Annotated in this window: 17 protein-coding genes; 11 read left to right on the top strand and 6 right to left on the bottom strand. The window is 35.5% G+C overall.

What is annotated here, in order from left to right:
• The first annotated feature begins 77 nt into the window (after positions 1-77).
• Positions 78-869 (top strand): glycosyltransferase family 2 protein, encoded by a 792-nt coding sequence (locus ACU8DI_RS08550; RefSeq protein ID WP_447112349.1) that lies wholly within the window; start codon positions 78-80, stop codon positions 867-869.
• Entirely contained in the window at positions 862-1626 is a 765-nt protein-coding gene (locus tag ACU8DI_RS08545; RefSeq protein ID WP_447112348.1) for a lipopolysaccharide kinase InaA family protein, read from the top strand. Before ACU8DI_RS08550 ends, ACU8DI_RS08545 begins: the two co-directional genes overlap by 8 nt.
• On the opposite strand, the gene ACU8DI_RS08540 is transcribed toward ACU8DI_RS08545, so the two are convergent.
• Entirely contained in the window at positions 1627-2385 is a 759-nt protein-coding gene (locus tag ACU8DI_RS08540; protein WP_447112347.1) for a glycosyltransferase family 2 protein, read from the bottom strand.
• A gap of 42 nt (positions 2386-2427) precedes the next feature.
• Here ACU8DI_RS08540 and ACU8DI_RS08535 point away from each other — a divergent pair, with 42 nt between their 5' ends.
• Positions 2428-3252 (top strand): glycosyltransferase family 2 protein, encoded by an 825-nt coding sequence (locus ACU8DI_RS08535; protein ID WP_447112346.1) that lies wholly within the window; start codon positions 2428-2430, stop codon positions 3250-3252.
• A 17-nt stretch (positions 3253-3269) separates the two neighbouring features.
• Here ACU8DI_RS08535 and ACU8DI_RS08530 read toward each other — a convergent pair whose 3' ends face one another.
• Both ACU8DI_RS08530 and ACU8DI_RS08525 read right to left on the bottom strand, forming a co-directional pair.
• The gene (locus ACU8DI_RS08530; protein ID WP_447112345.1) at positions 3270-4328 is read right to left on the bottom strand and encodes a glycosyltransferase family 9 protein; all 1059 of its coding nucleotides are present in this window, start codon (positions 4326-4328) and stop codon (positions 3270-3272) included.
• A gap of 23 nt (positions 4329-4351) precedes the next feature.
• On the bottom strand, positions 4352-5167 hold the full coding sequence (locus tag ACU8DI_RS08525; protein ID WP_447112344.1) for a 2,3,4,5-tetrahydropyridine-2,6-dicarboxylate N-succinyltransferase: 816 nt from the start codon (positions 5165-5167) through the stop codon (positions 4352-4354).
• A 527-nt stretch (positions 5168-5694) separates the two neighbouring features.
• Between ACU8DI_RS08525 and ruvX the strand changes: the two genes are divergently transcribed.
• From ruvX to ACU8DI_RS08495, 6 genes are all read left to right on the top strand, one after another.
• The gene (gene ruvX, locus ACU8DI_RS08520; protein ID WP_447112343.1) at positions 5695-6108 is read left to right on the top strand and encodes a Holliday junction resolvase RuvX; all 414 of its coding nucleotides are present in this window, start codon (positions 5695-5697) and stop codon (positions 6106-6108) included.
• Positions 6109-6162: 54 nt separating this feature from the next.
• Positions 6163-6753: a peptide deformylase gene (gene def / locus ACU8DI_RS08515; RefSeq protein WP_447112342.1), complete on the top strand. Its 591-nt coding sequence runs from the start codon at positions 6163-6165 to the stop codon at positions 6751-6753.
• 27 nt (positions 6754-6780) lie between these two features.
• Positions 6781-7206, top strand: a complete 426-nt coding sequence (locus tag ACU8DI_RS08510) for a DUF5606 family protein (protein WP_447112341.1) — start codon at positions 6781-6783, stop codon at positions 7204-7206.
• An 89-nt stretch (positions 7207-7295) separates the two neighbouring features.
• Positions 7296-8069, top strand: coding sequence for a nucleoside triphosphate pyrophosphohydrolase (gene mazG / locus ACU8DI_RS08505; protein ID WP_447112340.1), 774 nt, complete (start codon positions 7296-7298; stop codon positions 8067-8069).
• Positions 8070-8363: 294 nt separating this feature from the next.
• Positions 8364-8807, top strand: a complete 444-nt coding sequence (locus ACU8DI_RS08500; protein WP_447112339.1) for a hypothetical protein — start codon at positions 8364-8366, stop codon at positions 8805-8807.
• Positions 8807-9007: a helix-turn-helix transcriptional regulator gene (locus ACU8DI_RS08495; RefSeq protein ID WP_447112338.1), complete on the top strand. Its 201-nt coding sequence runs from the start codon at positions 8807-8809 to the stop codon at positions 9005-9007. Before ACU8DI_RS08500 ends, ACU8DI_RS08495 begins: the two co-directional genes overlap by 1 nt.
• A gap of 24 nt (positions 9008-9031) precedes the next feature.
• Here ACU8DI_RS08495 and ACU8DI_RS08490 read toward each other — a convergent pair whose 3' ends face one another.
• Complete coding sequence (locus tag ACU8DI_RS08490) at positions 9032-9715, bottom strand: SIR2 family NAD-dependent protein deacylase (RefSeq protein WP_447112337.1); 684 nt, start codon at positions 9713-9715, stop codon at positions 9032-9034.
• A gap of 5 nt (positions 9716-9720) precedes the next feature.
• Positions 9721-10929, bottom strand: a complete 1209-nt coding sequence (locus tag ACU8DI_RS08485; RefSeq protein WP_447112336.1) for a tetratricopeptide repeat protein — start codon at positions 10927-10929, stop codon at positions 9721-9723.
• Between the two features lie 36 nt (positions 10930-10965).
• Between ACU8DI_RS08485 and ACU8DI_RS08480 the strand changes: the two genes are divergently transcribed.
• Together ACU8DI_RS08480 and ACU8DI_RS08475 are read left to right on the top strand one after the other, a co-directional pair.
• Positions 10966-11622, top strand: coding sequence for a TrmH family RNA methyltransferase (locus ACU8DI_RS08480; RefSeq protein ID WP_447112335.1), 657 nt, complete (start codon positions 10966-10968; stop codon positions 11620-11622).
• A gap of 94 nt (positions 11623-11716) precedes the next feature.
• The gene (locus ACU8DI_RS08475) at positions 11717-12091 is read left to right on the top strand and encodes a VOC family protein (protein ID WP_447112334.1); all 375 of its coding nucleotides are present in this window, start codon (positions 11717-11719) and stop codon (positions 12089-12091) included.
• Between the two features lies 1 nt (position 12092).
• Here the strand turns inward: ACU8DI_RS08475 and ACU8DI_RS08470 are convergent, their stop codons facing one another.
• Entirely contained in the window at positions 12093-12878 is a 786-nt protein-coding gene (locus ACU8DI_RS08470) for a carboxypeptidase-like regulatory domain-containing protein (RefSeq protein WP_447112333.1), read from the bottom strand.
• Between the last annotated feature and the right edge of the window lie 65 nt (positions 12879-12943).

Genomic DNA, 12943 nt, shown 5'->3' with positions numbered 1-12943 from the left:
GATTTAAGATCACTACCGACTTTTAAAACCGAAATTTTTAAAAGTTGTAGTTTTGCCATAGAGAAACAAAATCATCCATGAAAGCATCTTTAGTCATTTCAACTTACAACTGGAAAGAAGCTCTTGAATTGGTGCTGAAAAGTGTGTTAATTCAGAAAGAGAAACCTTCTGAAGTGATCATTGCAGATGATGGTTCTACTGATGAGACTAAAGTATTGATTGACAATTTCAGAGAAAGATTCGATATCCCACTTCATCATGTTTGGCAGGAAGACAAAGGCTTTCGTAAATCTATGATTATTAATAAGGCGGTAGCCAAAGCAAAAGGACCTTATATCATTCAAGTAGATGGTGATTGCATTATGCACCCATCATTTATTAAAGATCATATGCGTTATGCTAAAAAAGGTGTCTATCTTTCTGGCAGTCGCGTGTCTTTAAAAGAATCGTATTTAAAAACATTATTCAAAAAGCAAAAACTTCGCTTTCATATGTTTTCAAAAGGACTTAAAAAAAGAGGTAGAGCTTTATATCTACCACTCTTAAGTAAATTTTATAAAGAAGATGAAGGCTTTAATTTAAAAAATAGAGGGTGTAATATGTCATTTCATAGAGATGACTTTATTGCGGTAAATGGTTATAATGAAGATTTTGAAGGCTGGGGACGAGAGGATTCTGAATTAGGTAGACGTTTTCATAATTATGGATTGCGAAATCGCCGACTCAAAAACATCGCGATTATATATCACATTTACCATTATGAAAAACCCAAAGACAAACTAGAAATGAACCATCAAATGGAAGTTGATGCAGTTCAAAATAAAACAGTTTGGTGCGACCATGGTATTGATAAGTATTTAAATGAATAGATCACAGGTTATACATGAGAAATTTTATCATCATCAAGCTTTTTTAGATGATTGTATTGTGCATTTTGATACCAAGGGTGAAGATTTTGGAAATCAGGATAGGAATTCTTTAAAGTTATTTCAATTGGACGATACCACCTTAAATGTTAAGTCCTTTCGAATCCCTAATATCATCAATCAATTTGCTTATCGATTTTTACGAAAGAGTAAAGCGCAACGATCTTTTGAATATGCCAAATGGTTACAAAGCTTAGACATTGGGACACCACAGCCGGTGGCCTATTATGAGTTTAAAACAGCACTGCTGTTTAAGAATAGTTATTACATTAGTGAACAGCTGGATTGTGATTTAACCTATCGGGAATTAACAACTAATTTTGATTACCCAGACCATGAAGGCATTTTACGAGCTTTTACGAGATTTACCTATCGGTTACATGAGAAGCAAGTACATTTTTTAGATCATTCTCCTGGAAATACGTTGATAAAGAAAGTCAATGATGCTTATGAATTTTACTTAGTGGATTTGAATCGCATGGAATTCAAGGCCATGGACTTAGAAACACGTGTTAAAAATTTTGCCAAACTCACAACCCATAAATTCATGGTAGAGATCATGAGTGATGAATATGCCAAATGTTCGGGAGAGAATTATGATACTGTGTTTAAAATGATGTGGCAATTCACGAATGAATTTCAAGAAAAATACCGAAGAAAGAAACGCTTGAAAAAGCAACTGAAATTTTGGAAATCTTGATTACGTTTTCTTAATTAGTTCCCTGAGTTTTGTATATTTCAGAAATGTGATGTTGGCGGTTTGTACGCAAATCACCAAACCGTTCAAACCATCTAAAAAACCTAAGCGCAATAGATAAGCTTTAAAAAAGGCCCAAGCGGGATTACACACAATTTTCCATAGAGGTGCCGTTTTTCCTAAATCAAAATAGGCTTTGGCAGCAATCGTTGAAAAGTGCTCTGTTTTAAGATTAAATTCTGAATAACTCTGGTAAGTCCAATGCAAAATATCACCTTTCAGATGTCCAACTCTGTCATTCCTGTCTTTCAAAACAATGTGATCATGAGGGTTAATTCCAGACCATGAAGCTTGGCGTCTGTCAAAGACACGGAGTTTCTTATTAGGGTACCAATCAGAATACTTGATCCATTGTCCGCAAAAATTATTGAATCGATTGCAAGTGTATCCATGATGCTTCCAATCGGATTTAAGCGAAAGAATCGATTTTTGGAGGGTTTCAGATAAGGCCTCGTCACCATCAAGCGAAACGATGTGATCGTGGGATGCCATGGTGAGAGCGAAATTTTTTTGTTCTACATACCCAAGAAATGATTGTTCGATAAACGTCACTTTGTAATTCTGACAAATGGTTTTGGTGTTATCTGTGGAGTAGGAGTCTACCACAACAATTTCATCAACAACATTGATTAGCGACTTTAAGCATTTCTCAATATTTAGCTCTTCATTGTAGGTAATAATAACACCAGATAGTTTAATCATGTTCGCTGTTAAGGTTAGACAAAAATAGCTATTTTTGTGCCAATGAGCACATTTAAAGTTTCGGTTATAATCAGTACCTACAATCATCCAGAATGGTTGGAGAAAGTTCTTTGGAGTTATGAGTATCAGACGTTCAAGGATTTTGAGGTGGTCATCGCTGACGATGGCTCTGACGATAACACAAAATCAATGATAACCACACTTCAGAATCAATTAAGTTATCCTATTCAGCACATATGGCATGAAGATAATGGCTTTCAAAAGACGATAATTCTAAACAAAGCTACGGTGGCAGCAAAAGCCCCTTATTTAATTTATACCGATGGCGATTGTATTGCGAGACAAGATTTTATCGCCACTCATATGACTCATAGTGAAAAGGGATATTTTTTATCTGGAGGTTATTTTAAGCTCCCAATGCGTATCAGTCAGCTTATTTCCAAAGAGGATATTGAAACACAACAATGCTTTAATATCAAGTGGTTGAAATCACACGGACTTAAATCGTCATTTAAGAATAACAAAATTACCGCAACTGGTTTCAAACAAAAATTACTGAATAAATTCACTCCAACCACAGCCACTTGGAATGGTCATAATGCCTCAGGGTTTAAAAGTGATATTCTTGCAGCTAATGGTTATGACGAGCGCATGCAGTATGGTGGAGAAGATCGTGAGTTAGGAGAACGTTTGTTTAATGCAGGAATAAAGGCGAAACAGCTACGCTATAGTGCTATTTGTTTGCATTTAGATCATGAAAGAGGTTATGTAAAGCCTGAAATGATTGAGAAGAATCTTAAAATTAGAGCAACAACGAAAAAAGAGAAACTAACAAAAACAAGGCATGGCATCAAGCGTGTAGACTAATTGTCAGTTAGAAAATCTTAAAACTGTCTTAAATAGGTGGTGAGTTTTGGAATGATTAATTCAGGTGGAAAAACTTGGTATAATGACACTACATCATTCTTCATTTCCTTTAAGGATTTATGTTCATAAAGCTCAGGTTTAACATCTCTTAAATGCACTGATACATGGGATGTGCCGTTTTCGAACATATTCCAGGCTTCTTTCATAATCCAAGGTGAAAATATTGTAAATGTAGGAATGCCAAGAGCTTTGGCCATATTTACTGCACCACCTTCATTACCAATTAATGACGTACAGTGATAGGTTATGGCTAAAAAAGATCTTAAGCTTTTACCAAAAATGTCAAAATAGATATGAGACTTTGTTTGAGGCTTACAGAAATTGTAGACGGTTTTGGCTTCATGAATTTGCTTTGGGATGTAATTGAATAGTACTTGTCCGTTAGTCACTTCTACAATCGTATCTATCAATTTGGCCATATGCGGTAAAGGATATGTTTTCTGATCACCACTTCCTAAAACACTAATCATGAATATCGGTTTAGAAAAATTGATACCACCTTGTGTCATGAGGTTTTTAGCCTGTTCGATTTCTTCGGCTGTTAAATATATTTTTGGCTGGATAGAACTCGGTATATTTTGGCAGAGCGGCTCTAAAAGCTGTAAGCGATTCTCAATCGCTAAACCAGCATTTGTTTTAGGCGTTTTAGCCTCTTTAAATGTGTGAGTATAATAATATGATGTGTACCACTTATATTTTGAAATTTTGATATTTGCTCCTGAAAACTTCGTCATCAAATTGCTTGAAAATTTCGAATAGACATCTATAACGGCATCATAATTTTCTTTTTTTATCGTGGTAAGCAGCTTGAAAAATTGAGGTTTGCTATGTTCCATTTTAGGAGTCACAAACAAGAATTTATCAATATAGGGATTGTGTTCTACAACCGGATATGTATGAGAATTGATTACATAATGTAATTCCGAATCGGGATGTTCAGCTTTAAGAGCTTCAAACAAAATACTTGTGGTGAGCACATCACCAATCATCTTTTGCTGTATGATTAAGATTTTCAAAGCTATAAGCGTTAAATTATTTTTTAGACAGCTACATCATATTCACGTAGGGCATCATTTAGCGATGTTTTTTTATTCGTACTCTCTTTGCGCTTACCAATTATTAAAGCACATGGCACTTGAAATTCTCCTGCAGGAAAAGATTTCGTATAACTTCCAGGAATCACAACCGAGCGCTCAGGGACAACACCTTTTGTTTCAACTGGTTCATCACCAGTAACGTCAATGATTTTAGTACTCATGGTCAACACCACATTAGCTCCTAATACCGCCTCCTTTTCTACGCGAACACCTTCCACGACAATACAGCGAGATCCAATAAACGCCCCATCTTCAATGATGACTGGTGCTGCTTGTAAAGGCTCTAAAACACCACCAATACCAACGCCTCCCGAAAGATGTACGTTTTTTCCTATTTGTGCGCAACTTCCAACGGTTGCCCATGTATCGACCATCGTCCCTTCATCTACATAAGCGCCAATATTTACATAACTCGGCATTAAGATGGTTCCAGATGAAATATAAGCACCATGTCGTGCTACGGCATTTGGGACCACCCGAATCCCTTTGTTTTTATAATCGCGTTTCAAAGGAATTTTGTCATGATATTCAAAAATACCGGCTTCCAAGGTTTCCATTTTTTGAATAGGAAAATAGAGTACAACGGCTTTCTTTACCCACTCATTAACTTGCCAGCCATCTTTACTTGGTTCTGCTACCCTTAAGGCACCTTCGTCTAATAGGTCAATAACACTTCGTATGCTATCTATGGTCACTTGGTTGCTTAATAACGATCGATCGTTCCAAGCGTCTTCTATGTTTTTCTGTAGTTGTTCCATGCTTAAATATCTGCTATTAGCACAAATATAAGTGTATAATTTATACCATGAAGTTAGGAGCTAAAAAATAAATAAAAATATATGTGACCTATCAAAAAATGCCGTGTCTTAATTAATGTGAATTATTAGTATCTAGGTATGTTCCCTAATAATTAATGCCTAGAATTATTGATAATTAATAGCTAATTTTTGTGAAAACCCTCCTTTTCCCTTTGGAGGGTTTTCTTTTTTAAAAGACATTGTGACTTTTGTTAAAAAACGGTGTCTTAATATTGGTTTTAAATTATGACTAGCTTTATATACCCATATAATTAATAGCAATCATGAGCCTTCCCAATTTTTGGAAGGCTTTTTTTTTCAGTGATTTCATGTGACTTTTCTTATTGGTTGGTGTCAAATTAGTAAATGTACCGTTTAAGGTAGAGAGTGAACGGTCACATGGATTTAATTAATAGTTGCATATTTTGAAACTCTTCTTTGTTTATCAGGGAAGAGTTTTTTTGTTGATAATGGTTTACCTTTGCAGAATGGCAAGACTTTTAGCTTTAGATTACGGAACGGTACGTACAGGAATAGCAGTAACGGATGAGTTGCAAATAATCGCATCTGGATTAACAACGGTTGCCACAAAGGAGCTCATCACTTTTTTGAAATCTTATATTTCGAAAGAAGATGTCGCGCTCATCATTGTTGGTGAGCCTAAGCAGATGAACAATGAAGTGTCTGAAAGCGAGGCGTCCATTTCAAAATTTTTAAAAAAATTATCAGCAGCAATGCCAAACATACCAATTAAGAGAGTTGACGAACGGTTCACATCTAAAATGGCATTTCAAACGATGATTGATAGTGGCTTGAAAAAAAAGAAAAGACGTGATAAGGGCTTAGTAGATGAAATAAGTGCGACTATCATTCTTCAAAGTTATCTGTATAATCAATCATAAAAATTCTCAAATAATAATAAGAATTGTATTTTTGCACTCGAAAATGACTATAGCATGATATTACCTATTGTTGCCTACGGCGACCCTATATTGCGAAAGAAAGCAAAACCTATTACCAAGGATTATCCTGAATTGGATACGCTTATTGAAAACATGAGAGAAACCATGTATGGTGCTTATGGTGTTGGATTGGCTGCACCTCAAATAGGATTACCGATCCGTTTGTTTTTAGTCGATACTGAACCGTTTTCTGAGGATGAAGAATTTAGTGAGAAAGAGCAGGAGGAACTCAAAAATTTCCAGCGTGTTTTTATCAATGCTGAAATTCTAGAAGAGGAAGGTGATGAATGGGCTTTTAACGAAGGCTGTTTAAGTATTCCTGATGTTCGAGAAGATGTTTTCAGACAACCTAAAATAACGATCAAATATCAAGATGAAAATTTCAAATCTCATACGGAAGTTTTTGATGGTTTGATAGCGCGAGTTGTGCAGCATGAATACGACCATATTGAAGGTGTTTTGTTTACAGATAAATTATCCACCTTAAAAAAACGGTTAATTAAAGGGAAATTGACAAATATTTCCAAAGGAAAAATAAAAGTAGATTACAAGATGCGTTTTCCTGCAATGAAGAAAAAACGTTAATCTGATCATACTAAAAAGATAAATACTATGAGTTTAGATAAAATATTATCCATTTCTGGGAAGCCAGGATTATATAAAATTGTAGCACAAACCAGAAGTGGTTTTGTAGCCGAATCTTTGATTGATCAAAGAAAAGTATCGGTGAATATTCATAATAACATTAGCGTTTTGAGTGAAATCGCCGTGTATACCCTTACTGAAGAACTCCCATTGAAAGAAGTCTTTAAGAAGATACGTGAAAAAGAAGACGGAAAGAAAACTTCTATAAGTCACAAGGATTCTAAAGATACATTAGAAGAATACTTTTTCTCTGTGTTGCCAGATTACGATGAGGATCGCGTGTATGCCAGCGATATTAAAAAAATCGTACAATGGTACAATTTGCTTCATCAGCATGACATGCTGGGAGCGATTGATGAAGGTGAAGCGGTTGCTGTTGACGAAGAGGAATAAACCTCGTTAATAGATTGTTCATATTAAATGTTGGTTTGAGGACTTAATCAACACTAATGCATTGTATTTTTGATTCTTAAACTTGAATCATGTCAGATAAAACAAAAGAATTAAAAGCGTTCGGACGTTTGCTCACGATTATGGACGAATTGCGAGAGCAATGTCCTTGGGACAGAAAACAAACACTCCAATCACTACGTCATTTAACTATTGAAGAGGTTTACGAATTGGGTGATGCCATTTTGGACAATGACTTAGATGAGGTCAAGAAGGAACTTGGTGATGTGCTACTTCATATTGTATTTTACTCTAAAATTGGTAGTGAAACAAAAGCCTTTGATATAGCCGATGTCTGTCATACCATCTGTGATAAGTTAATCGATAGGCATCCACATATATACGGTGATGTTGAAGTCAATGATGAGGCTGATGTCAAACGAAATTGGGAACAATTAAAACTAAAGGAAGGTAAGAAAAGCGTTCTTGAAGGTGTGCCCAAAAGTCTACCAGCTATGGTTAAAGCCAACCGTATTCAAGATAAAGTGGCAGGTGTTGGATTTGATTGGGAAGAGCCACATCAAGTGTTTGATAAAGTGAAAGAAGAACTTAGTGAACTTCAAGAAGAAGTGAATCAAGGTTCCCAAGAAGCTATCGAAAACGAGTTTGGAGATGTGCTTTTCTCTATGATCAATTATGCGCGTTTTTTAAAAGTGGATCCTGAAAGCGCTTTAGAGCGAACCAATAAAAAATTCATGAAACGATTTCAGTATTTAGAGCAAAAATCGAAAGATTTGAAGAAGCCTTTAAGTGAGATGAGCCTAGAAGAAATGGACGTTTTCTGGGAAGAAGCAAAAAAAATATAATTTTTTTTACACGTCCGACATCCAAATATATTCAACCACACGTATATAAAACAGATAGGAACTTAGATAGTTTCTTAATCATAAGTAGGTAATCTTAATGTTGTAGTTAAGCGGACGCATTAAGGTTTAAAATTTAGTTTAGTTAGGGGTAAAATCCTGTCTGTTTATCAGACAGGATTTTATTATTTAAAGATGTTTTTTTTAGCCTCTTTTTTTTGTCTAATTTTAAAATGTAAAGTATATTTGTCATATAGTAAAAATAATTTTACTTATTATAAAATATATTTGTCACTTATGAATTCAGAAAAGTTATTAGACTGTGAGCGTTCGAGGTTAGAGCGTTGGTCAAAATTTCAATTATCACATGTTTGGAAAAAGAGAGGTGTTTTTATTGCGTTTACTTTATTTGCTGGATTGCTTGTTTTAAAGTTGGTTGATCATGAACCAGAGTGGATGCGTGCCATGTTAAAGCGAGGTCTGCTCGTCGGATTCCTATTGATATCATTGGCTAGAGATAAAGACGAAGATGAAATGATTGCTTCCTTAAGAGGAAAGTCATATGCTTTGGCTTTTATTTGTGCCGTCTTATATGCTTTGATTCAACCTGCTGTCAATTATTTAGTCCATCTTGTCATTGTGGATTCTAATGTCAAAGATAGCTTTAGTTATTTTCAAGTCTTATGGTTTATGTTGCTCGTACAAATCATGTTTTTTGAAGTATTAAAAAGAAATCGCTGATGAAAAACACCATCAAAGTAGAACGTGCCATATTGAGTTTAACGCAAGAAGACTTGTCAAAAAGGATTGGCGTATCTCGACAAACCATTAATTCTATTGAAGCCAATAGGTATGTCCCTTCAACGGTTTTAGCATTAAAGCTATCGGAAGTATTCAAAAAGCCAGTCAATGACTTTTTTAGTCTGTCTGAGGATGATTAAGATTGTCCTTTTTTAAGCGCTTTCTCAATCATTTGCCATCATCAGTTGTTTAAATTGGGTCATCCCATTGGTGGCAGTTTCAGCAATAACTGTAAGATTTGGAATCTGATGAATTGCAGGATTTGGGTCAATAAAATAAATGGGTGTGTTAGGTGGTACATAATCTATTAATCCAGCAGCAGGATATACTTGCATAGAGGTGCCAATGATAAGCAGTTTGTCTGCACGCGCACAAATATCCATCGCAGTTTCAATCATTGGGACGTCTTCTCCAAACCAGACGATATGAGGTCTTAATTGATGGCCTAAATCGCATTGATCTCCCCATTTTAAATCTTTGGTCCATGATTGTACATATTCATGGTTGACCGTACTCCTTACTTTTAACAATTCACCATGCAGATGGGTAACCTTACTACTGCCAGCTCTTTCATGCAAATCATCCACATTTTGTGTGATGATACTCACGTTAAACTGATCTTCCAAATTGGCTAGGTCTTTATGAGCGCTATTGGGTTCGACCTCCAGTAATTGGCGTCGTCGTTGGTTATAAAATTCTAAAACCAATTGCGGGTTGTTATAAAATCCTTGAGGTGTTGCCACCTCCATCACATCATGACCTTCCCAAAGACCATCTGCATCTCTAAATGTTTTAATGCCACTTTCAGCACTAATTCCCGCTCCTGTTAAGACGACCAAATGTTCCATAAGGCTTATTTCTTCTTTTTCCAGTTTTTATAAGGCTTTGACTTAGCAAAGTCTTTTAGGACGTTTTCACCAAACTCGTCATCCTCTTCCACGTATTCAGCAATCAACTCTTTTTCATAACCTGCTGCCATCAATTCATCTAGGTAATTTGCGGCTTCTGGATAATTTTTCATCATCACTAGGGTATTGAGGTAACCAGCTTGACCTTCAAAAAAATCAGTGTAGTTATCAATCGTATATTTAAAATAATTTAAGGCTAAATCATAATTTTGATCCTCGAACGCCACACAGGCCTTCACGTAATTAAGAAAATCATCTTCGGTTTCATTTTGTAGTTGATTGATGACTTGAATAGCTTCAAAATATTTCCCTTTATAAATATAGTAGTCAATTTTGTTGAGACCAATGGTTGGATCGTCGGGAAAGGTAGTAATCAATTCTTCCAGAGAACTGAGATATTTTTCTTCATCAATATTACTAGCAATAAGTGTCTTGAATATGAGCAAGAATTTTTCCTGACTTAGTTCAGATTTCAAATTATTCATAAGGTTGTAAGCCTTCAAATACTCACCGTTGTTGTTGTATGTCATAGCCGACATGAGTTGATCAAACTCAGAGTTATGCGGAGAATTTATAAGTCCGAAAATTTTTGCTTCTGGCAAGGTATAGCGCATGAGTCGACCTAAGGTTTCTGTAAAATGCTCACCTGTTAAATAAATATACATATCAGAAAACTGGATAATGCCATCATTGTTGACAATTCTGTAGTCGTGATAGTTCATACCACTTTCAGTGGAATATAAGCGAAAGAGCGCATAATAAGTTTGTGCTGCTTCATCATATCTGTAACTGATAAAGTCATAATAGGAGCCATTTTCAACTTCAGAAATTATTTCATTGGGAAAGGAGTTTAAGGCTTGTTTCATGCCTAAAATGAGTCCTTTGGTGAATGAATCATTGCGATCTAAATCAGAATTGCCACCCAGAACACGTTCAAAGAATTTGTCATTGTTCAATTTAACCATAAAAGAATCGACTTCCCGATTTTGGATAGCGTTGGATAAGAATTCTCCAAAAGCAATCACTTTATTGCTGTTTGATTCATTGTAACTTAGGGTATCACTAATCACTTGGTCATTGTTGGGTTGAGCGATGAGCATTGCATGAAACATACAGATTAGTGAAAATAATAGCATTCGTTTTTTTAATCCCATAGAGTTTTATATTTTGAACGAATATAAACTTTTTTAATGACAGATATCAAACTTTTGGAGCATCTTGAAAGTTACTTAACCGAACAAAGGCAGGAGAAATTCAAGAAGGTATTAGCGCAACGAACCAAGCATTTTACTGTGGCCACTGAAGATGTTTATCAGCTACATAATACAAGTGCTGTCATTAGGAGTTGCGATGTGTTTGGTGTTCAAGAAGTCGCCATTATAGAGGAAAAGAACACCAAGCGAATCGATCGAGAAATTGCCATGGGTGCGCAAAAATGGGTGGATTTAAATCGTTATCATTCTGTTAAAAGCGCCTTAAAGGATATCAAGTCTAAAGGCTATCAAATTGTGGCAACCACACCTCATGAAACGGATGGATTGTTAGATGATTTCGATGTGACTAAAAAGTCCTGTTTTTTCTTCGGACGCGAAAAGGATGGCTTGTCTAATGAAGTCATCGAGGCTGCCGATTGTTTTTTGAAAATTCCAATGGTTGGTTTTACAGAAAGTTTGAATATCTCTGTATCTGCAGCAATTATTCTTCAGCATGTCACTTCGAAATTAAAGCAAACTTCTATTGATTGGCGTTTGACCGAGCAAGAGTTATTGGAGAAACGAATGGATTGGTGCAAGAAAACCATTAAAAGCTATGATGCCATTGTTGAACGCTTTTATGAGAACCCATAATGTCTAGATCAATTCCAACTATCGATGAGCATTTGGGAAAGGACTCTGACAAAGCTTAGGAACAATTAAAATATATGATAAAACATCAATAATTATGGAACACAATATGGTAGGTTGGTTTGAAATTCCGGTTCATGATATGCATCGTGCTCAACGATTTTATGAAACTGTTTTTAATGTTAAAATAGCAATTCACGACTTTGGAGGCTTACTCATGGGTTGGTTTCCCTTTGACGAAAAAAAGCCTGGTGCTACTGGGACATTAATAAAGCAAGAGACCTATATTCCGAGCCAGGAAGGCACGTTGGTTTATTTTGTGAGTCAAGATGTACAACAGGAGTTAGATAAAATTGAAGCTGCTGGAGGTCAAATTTACCAACCAAAAACACAAATTTCTCCAGAGCATGGTTATATGGCTGTATTTATTGATACTGAAGGGAATAGGATTGCTTTACATTCGCAAAAATAACTTAAAATCTATCAGCTTTATTACGGTTGAGTACTTTATACTCTTCGTAACATTCACTAATCGCATCTAAAATTTGAAGGTCGTTAGCCGATTGAATAAAGTCTTTTGAGTAATTGCATTGATTCACGATTTCATCCAAATCGTAGCGATCTACTTGTAATAAAACCATAAGCATTTCTCGGTCAAAGCGTGAGGCTAGCAGATTACGGATTTCATCATCCTTTTTCATTTTTTTTAATTTTCTCAGCTCGTTGGGCTTTTTACCAAATACTTTATGGAGAAAATCCGCTGGATTGAAAATAGCACCTAATACTTTACTTACGGCATTCGGACTTCTATTTCCAGCCTCATAACCAGTATTTAATCCAGAAATGCTATATCTGTAATTTGATTGAATAGGAACTTGCTTAACATCTATATCCAAATAACCCGTCAATTTTAATTGGTTGACAACCACTTCCTCTAATGCTAAGGCCAATTCTGTCATGCCTATTTTGGTTTCACCAAATTTCAGCCAATCATTCGTGACTCTTACTTTGATAGACTTATAACCGATATAGGATAGGTGTAAGGTGTCATTAACTTTTGCTTGAATTTCAAAATTTCCTTCATCATCTGTGGAAGTTCCAATCACTTGGTTGAGATTCACAATATTCACGCGATCCATAGGTTGATCAGACCCTAAATCAATAACAGTTCCTTTCACCGAAGTGGGCTCTTCCGTTTCTTGAGCATAGCTAAATGAAGCAGAAAAGATTAGAGTAAAAAGGAATAAAGCGTATTTCATAGCGATTAATATGGGATAAAAGTAATAAACAAATTGTATACCACTATAGCATCAGACGTAATTTT

This window comes from Psychroserpens sp. BH13MA-6 (assembly GCF_052983595.1).
This window is presented reverse-complemented; position numbering and strand designations above follow the sequence as displayed.

Coding starts and splice junctions, on each gene's coding strand:
- ACU8DI_RS08550 (WP_447112349.1), top strand. CDS start 78: ATGAAAGCATCTTTAGTCATTTCAACTTACAACTGGAAAGAAGCTCTT.
- ACU8DI_RS08545 (WP_447112348.1), top strand. CDS start 862: ATGAATAGATCACAGGTTATACATGAGAAATTTTATCATCATCAAGCT.
- ACU8DI_RS08540 (WP_447112347.1), bottom strand. CDS start 2,385: ATGATTAAACTATCTGGTGTTATTATTACCTACAATGAAGAGCTAAAT.
- ACU8DI_RS08535 (WP_447112346.1), top strand. CDS start 2,428: ATGAGCACATTTAAAGTTTCGGTTATAATCAGTACCTACAATCATCCA.
- ACU8DI_RS08525 (WP_447112344.1), bottom strand. CDS start 5,167: ATGGAACAACTACAGAAAAACATAGAAGACGCTTGGAACGATCGATCG.
- ruvX (WP_447112343.1), top strand. CDS start 5,695: ATGGCAAGACTTTTAGCTTTAGATTACGGAACGGTACGTACAGGAATA.
- def (WP_447112342.1), top strand. CDS start 6,163: ATGATATTACCTATTGTTGCCTACGGCGACCCTATATTGCGAAAGAAA.
- ACU8DI_RS08510 (WP_447112341.1), top strand. CDS start 6,781: ATGAGTTTAGATAAAATATTATCCATTTCTGGGAAGCCAGGATTATAT.
- mazG (WP_447112340.1), top strand. CDS start 7,296: ATGTCAGATAAAACAAAAGAATTAAAAGCGTTCGGACGTTTGCTCACG.
- ACU8DI_RS08500 (WP_447112339.1), top strand. CDS start 8,364: ATGAATTCAGAAAAGTTATTAGACTGTGAGCGTTCGAGGTTAGAGCGT.
- ACU8DI_RS08495 (WP_447112338.1), top strand. CDS start 8,807: ATGAAAAACACCATCAAAGTAGAACGTGCCATATTGAGTTTAACGCAA.
- ACU8DI_RS08490 (WP_447112337.1), bottom strand. CDS start 9,715: ATGGAACATTTGGTCGTCTTAACAGGAGCGGGAATTAGTGCTGAAAGT.
- ACU8DI_RS08485 (WP_447112336.1), bottom strand. CDS start 10,929: ATGGGATTAAAAAAACGAATGCTATTATTTTCACTAATCTGTATGTTT.
- ACU8DI_RS08480 (WP_447112335.1), top strand. CDS start 10,966: ATGACAGATATCAAACTTTTGGAGCATCTTGAAAGTTACTTAACCGAA.
- ACU8DI_RS08475 (WP_447112334.1), top strand. CDS start 11,717: ATGGAACACAATATGGTAGGTTGGTTTGAAATTCCGGTTCATGATATG.
- ACU8DI_RS08470 (WP_447112333.1), bottom strand. CDS start 12,878: ATGAAATACGCTTTATTCCTTTTTACTCTAATCTTTTCTGCTTCATTT.